Origin of the sequence: Endozoicomonas atrinae, from assembly GCF_001647025.1 — a bacterium.
GTDB classification, from domain to species: Bacteria; Pseudomonadota; Gammaproteobacteria; order Pseudomonadales; family Endozoicomonadaceae; genus Endozoicomonas; species Endozoicomonas atrinae.
On record NZ_LUKQ02000306.1, the window covers coordinates 1 to 5504 of the forward strand.

5 protein-coding genes are annotated in these 5504 nt (G+C 44.2%); 1 reads left to right on the forward strand and 4 read right to left on the reverse strand.

Features of this window, described 5'->3' with window-relative positions; genetic code table 11:
- Positions 1 to 114: 114 nt before the first annotated feature.
- Positions 115 to 339, forward strand: a complete 225-nt coding sequence (locus AK963_RS24885; RefSeq protein ID WP_175404634.1) for a hypothetical protein — start codon at positions 115 to 117, stop codon at positions 337 to 339.
- A 436-nt stretch (positions 340 to 775) separates the two neighbouring features.
- Here AK963_RS24885 and AK963_RS24890 read toward each other — a convergent pair whose 3' ends face one another.
- From AK963_RS24890 to AK963_RS24905, 4 genes are read right to left on the reverse strand one after another with little or no spacing between them, the layout of a single operon-like run.
- Positions 776 to 2068 carry a hypothetical protein gene (locus tag AK963_RS24890; protein WP_066018086.1) on the reverse strand — a complete coding sequence of 431 codons (1293 nt, stop codon included), beginning with the start codon at positions 2066 to 2068 and terminating at the stop codon, positions 776 to 778.
- Positions 2052 to 2879 carry a M20/M25/M40 family metallo-hydrolase gene (locus tag AK963_RS24895; protein WP_238593842.1) on the reverse strand — a complete coding sequence of 276 codons (828 nt, stop codon included), beginning with the start codon at positions 2877 to 2879 and terminating at the stop codon, positions 2052 to 2054. The genes AK963_RS24890 and AK963_RS24895 overlap by 17 nt, the downstream gene beginning before the upstream one ends.
- A gap of 2 nt (positions 2880 to 2881) precedes the next feature.
- A complete protein-coding gene (locus AK963_RS24900; RefSeq protein ID WP_066018087.1) occupies positions 2882 to 4132 on the reverse strand; it encodes a nucleotide sugar dehydrogenase in 1251 nt (416 codons plus the stop codon).
- Positions 4129 to 5268: an asparagine synthase C-terminal domain-containing protein gene (locus tag AK963_RS24905; RefSeq protein ID WP_066018088.1), complete on the reverse strand. Its 1140-nt coding sequence runs from the start codon at positions 5266 to 5268 to the stop codon at positions 4129 to 4131. The genes AK963_RS24900 and AK963_RS24905 overlap by 4 nt, the downstream gene beginning before the upstream one ends.
- Positions 5269 to 5504 lie beyond the last annotated feature (236 nt).

Here is a 5504-nt window from a genome sequence, read left to right on the forward strand (position 1 = left end):
GAAAATCAACATCATTAAAACCTTCGGGTAGCTGTGGTCGACGAGACATCTGTTCTAGATAATGCATGGTAATGATGCCTAAGCATAGTTGGCGGCAGCTTAAGGATTTAGAAAATGCGATTGGTATTAATTGGTGGCCGGTATCTGGATAAGTATGAAAAACGCGATGGTCTCTGGAAGTTTTCTCATCGTGCTGTATTAGCGGACTGGGTGAATATTCAGGATCAGACCGTTGTTAACTTGGAGCATCCATTTATTGCTGGATCCAATATTGGTAAGCCGGGTCTGGATGACCCTTCCTATGAATTTTTCAGGATGTTTCGACGAGGAAGGCGCTGAACGCAGCCTTTATCTGTTGTCCAGCTGGAAGAGATGGTGTTTCTGAGGGAGGGGGAGGGTTGTCTCCCCCTCTGAGTATCTGAGGCGATCAGGAGGTTGTAGAAACGCATTAAAAATGTCGACACACCCCCTTGATTCTATTGGCCTGCATACGATGCACTATAGTACAAAAATGCATTAAAACTATCGACATTCGGTCGAATATCAAATTCACCATGCATTAAAAAACTCGACATGTGGCTACACCTCACTGATAGCAAGGGGTTTTGAAATACTCGTTGGTTTCCGCTATCAACCCATCCCGTTTTCAGTGTAAAAGAGGAACTCTTAATAGGTAGTGGGTTTAATCTGTCTGAAATTACAGAAATAACGAGGCTACCGGATTGTAAACCATAGATTTAGCTCCCTATCCCTTTAGCGTGGACAAAGCCACCGATCAGGCTGTTTGAGGCCATGCTGTCATCACCGATGTCACCGCACTTGCATAAATATCTAAACTTTTTTGAGGCGCAGTGACCTCCACAAAGCGATTATAAGCAGCCAAAATCTCAGTAAAGTCCACTTCTTCTATTGCTCTTATCGTTTGATAGTTTTCATCAACCATCTGGTCAATGATGGTCTTGGACTCAATGGATAAAGTAGAATTTAACCGAAGCCAGTCATGCAAAAAAACAAGCATGTAAGACGTGTCCAACAGGATATCTTTAGTTACCTGAAATCGCTTCACCATTGCCCCATGAAAATCTTCTATGACGAATTTCTCTGCTTTAAAAGACTCAATAAGAGCATATCCGAGAATGTCTCCAATAAGCTTACGAGAATCATGGGAGTCAAATGATTCATGACGATGATGGGCAAGGACTGGCGGAGTGCAATGTAATGTGTAACCAGCTGCCTTGGCACTGGCAGCCATGATCATATCGCTTCTTCTGCTGACTATATTGTGGTAACTGAAGGCTCGATTTGGAAAATCGAGGACAGATGGATTGAATATCAGTGTAGCCCCACCGCGTTCTCTTCCACTCGCCAAGTGTACAGCCTGGGGAGTTATGGTTTTTCGGGTAGTTGCTTTACCTATAAACAATTTTTTCAGGAAGTCTTCCCAGTTCACTTTATTAAGGCAAACATCAGCAGGTCGAAAGTTCTTCTTGTTATAGCTGTAGTAGTCATGATGAGAAGCCATTTCACCACTGCTGCCATTCACTGTTGTTATGCAATCCGTAAACTTTACCAGCTCAGATGGCGTCTCATCATTCTTACCTGAGCTGATGGCAAGCATGACATCCAGAAGAGGAGCAGCCCGGGTGTACTCTTTGGGAATAGGCGCATCTCCAGCCAGGGAGCAAAAGGCCATGTCACAACCATTGGCTATGAGTTGATCACATAAGTCGGTAAATTGTTCCTGTTTCAGTAGCCATTTGAGGTCGTCATCCATTACCAGGCCAATCCCGCCTTCTTTACGCATTACCCGCTGCAGGTACGCCTGGCACCGGTTACGACTATCCATGATTGGCAAATAATCACGATGGCAACTAATGCAAGAGACTGGATGCGGAAACTTATCAAGTCCTTGTGAATCAGTTTGACCTATCAAGAGTGCAGCCACAGAAACTTCGTAGTCTGGGAGATGCTCCAGAATACTGCTCACCATTTTGCCAGCCGTTTCTGGCTCTGATGTTGCAAATACAACATGTAACTTTTTTTCATGCCCCTCAGCTAAACCCGGCATAATACCTCAGAAACTCTTTAAATTGTTGTCTGTGTAGATTGAGCTTTTGCACGCAAAGTGACTCGTTATCACGATGAATATTATGCAACTTGTCATTGGGACCAAAGCCAATATAAACACCATCTTCAGGTAAATTTCCGAGAAGTGGACAAGCATCAACCCCGTTAAATTTATTGAGGTGTCTGTATTCGATGTCTACGTTTTGGAGTGTCTGCTGAATCAGTGGCCTCCATCTAACCAGTTCGTTCCTGGTTAGTCCTGGCGACCAGAGAAATGCAATTTGCCTGTCCGTATCGAGATTATTGAACCCGGTTTCTTCGATAAACACCTTGGCGCCAAAACGTTCAATTTCCTCATGGAAAATGCCTTTAGCCACTCTGTCAGTCATAGCCACTTCTTCTTCCCCCTGAATAAGCCAGAGTATTTCGGGCAAGGGCTGTCCTGAGGCAATAAGCTCAGAAATGGCTTCAAGGCGAGCCATCAATGGGCCTTTATTATCTGCAATACCTCGTGCAAAGTAGCGCTTATCAATACATTCCAGTTGAAACGGATCCTGACTTTTCCACTGTTCTGTATTGTTTACTGGCGCCACATCATAGTGGCCATAAAGTACGATTTTGTTACGACTCTCCCTACCGGGATAATGAGCGATGAGGGTTGGTTGATCCGTTTTACTCTGTCCTTTTATGGTACAGACAAACCCCATTATGGCTAGATAGTCGGTTAAAAATGAGAGTGCATCCTGATTTCCTGAAGGGTGATTATCCACAGAATGCATTGCAATGAACTGAGAAAGCATATTTACATTCATATTCAGGCTACTAATGCCTCATAAGAAGCGTCTAAAGAGGAAAAAATCCCGCCGGGCTTGAGTAAAGGCCCGGGGTGATTGGCTAAAGCGTTGATGGCAGCTTTATGGGGAACAAGCATGAGTACCGCATCATAAGTTTTTTCAGGGATTTCTGAGAAAAATTCTGCCTCTATAGCGAGAGGAGACTTGATAACAGGATCATAAATATCCGGTTTTAATCCATACTCCATGAGTTCCTGAACAACTCTTAAGGCTTTGGAATTCCTCAGGTCCGGACAATCTGGCTTAAAGCTGGAACCAATTACCAATACTTGAGCACAGGAAAATGACAGCCCTGCTTTTGTCAGCTTTTTGATAAATGCACCAACGACATAACCAACCATTTGTTCGTTAGTTTGTCTTGCCATGAGAGTCACCCCGGCAGGCAACCTCATCTGGTTCTGTTGATGTAATAAATAATATGGGTCAACTGCGACACAATGACCGCCAACCAAACCAGGTTTGAAGTCAAGAAAGTTCCACTTGGTGTTGGCACAGGCCATCACCTGGTTAAAGTCTAATTCCATTGCATCAGATAACTGATACATCTCATTAACGAAAGCGATGTTGACATCACGCTGGGTATTTTCAATCAGCTTTGATAGCTCTGCAGTTTTGATACTGGCTGCCCTATGGATGCCCTCGGGGACAATACGACCATAAACGTCAGCCATCAGTTCAAGCGTCGATTCGTCTGAAGCACTGACAACTTTTACAATGTTTTGAAGACGGTGTAGTGGATCTCCGGGGTTGATACGCTCTGGGCTATACCCCAGATAAAAATCCGTTCCTGCTACCAGCTTGCTAACTCTCTCAATGGTGTCTGCAAAGACACCTTCAGTAACGCCGGGATAGACTGTGGATTCAAGAATCACCCTGTCTCCAGGGGATAGGTGTTGGCCAACAGTTTCTGCGGCACCAAGCACTTCCGATAGATCTGGTTGATTTGAGGCAGTGACAGGGGTAGATGTCGTCACAATATATAGATTGGCTTCTCCAAGAGTACCCGGATTGCTAATCAGTGACAGAAATGTTGCTTGCGCAATAGCGGCAGTGTCAGCCTCGCAAGTTCGATCTTTGTGTTGCTGCAGCTCCTGGATCCGAGTCTGGTCAATGTCAAAGCCTATGGTTTTATAATATTTTCCTAACGCCAGAGCCAGTGGGTAACCCACATAGCCAAGACCAATAACTGCAATAATTGGTTGATTGATCATATTATATTCGCTTGATACTTCCTGTCTCTTCTATCGATCATGTCATCAAACGCTGGATATTTTGAGAAATAGTCATTCTCAAATATATTTGCACTCCCCATGACCCCCTTAAAAATTATCTCTAAGGCTTTTCGCTCTGATGCATCAATAGCCTTCAGTAATTTAATCACTTGCAACTGTAGGCCGCTGGTAATATCGAAGGGCTCCTTCGCTGCATTAATGATGACGTCTGGCAGAAGTCCTTTGTAGGCTTCCCTCAGGGGCAATTTACCTGCTTTTTGAACCTTGCTGCAGTGCATCTCGGCACTTACCCCCAAAGCATAGCTTGTAACTCGCTGGTCAAGAAATGGACAGCGAGCTTCTACCGAGTGGTAAGAGCATGCCAGGTCAACCCTCCTCAGTTCAGTAAAGTGCAGGCTTGAGATTAATGCTGTGCGCATATCTTCAGGGCAATGCTTTCCGTTATACATCGCTTGATAGCCACAGAAGAACTCATCAGCTCCTTCCCCACCCAATAGCACTCTGTACCCATCCTCATGTACTGCTTTCGCAAGCATCATGGTGGCCATTCCATTAGAGATAATAGAGGGGTTAAAGCTCTTTATTACACGGCATGTGTCAATCAATAAAGTCCGTAAATTATTGTCAGTCTCAGGCTTGATGAGCTTGACCCGATCCTGTCCAATACCAAGACTTTCCATTAAAGAGGAGACACTATCCGGTAATTGGTCACCAATTACATAATACTCAGGTCTAAGGCATAACTGTTTTTCAATAATGTACGCCAGAATAGAACTGTCCAGCCCACCACTTAAAGCGACAGCAAACGGTAAATTTTCTGGAATTCTGTCTGCCACTGCCATTTTCAAAAGCTCAGAGAGAGGCAAACGCACAGGTTGAACCTTAGGAGGCTTGCTGGCCAACGCTGTTATTCCCGACTCAACATTGACATTATGGATTCCAGGTTGAAAAACCTCAATCTGTGTGGAGTTATCATCGATATAAGCAGAGTCAACCCCAGTTCCGATGTGCCTGCCTGCCTTACTGTTCCAGAGTATGAGAGGTTTTTTTCCTGCATGATCAGTAAATGCAATACAACAGCCATTTTCCTTATGGATTAACAAGCCCGCATACATACCGTTAGTGCATTTGATGGTCTCATGAAGACCAAAATATTCAATATGCTTAAAGAACGCTTCAGCGTCATTAAGAAGTTCAGGATTACTATCTGTATTTTGTGCAAGTTGTCATCACCGATGTAATAAGTCTTCAAAACACCAGTTTAATTTGACCTCCCGATTAACCCTTTTCTGGCCGATTGTTTTCCTGTTGGTATCAAGCAGGGAGCAGCGCCATGACCAATCGAGAGGAC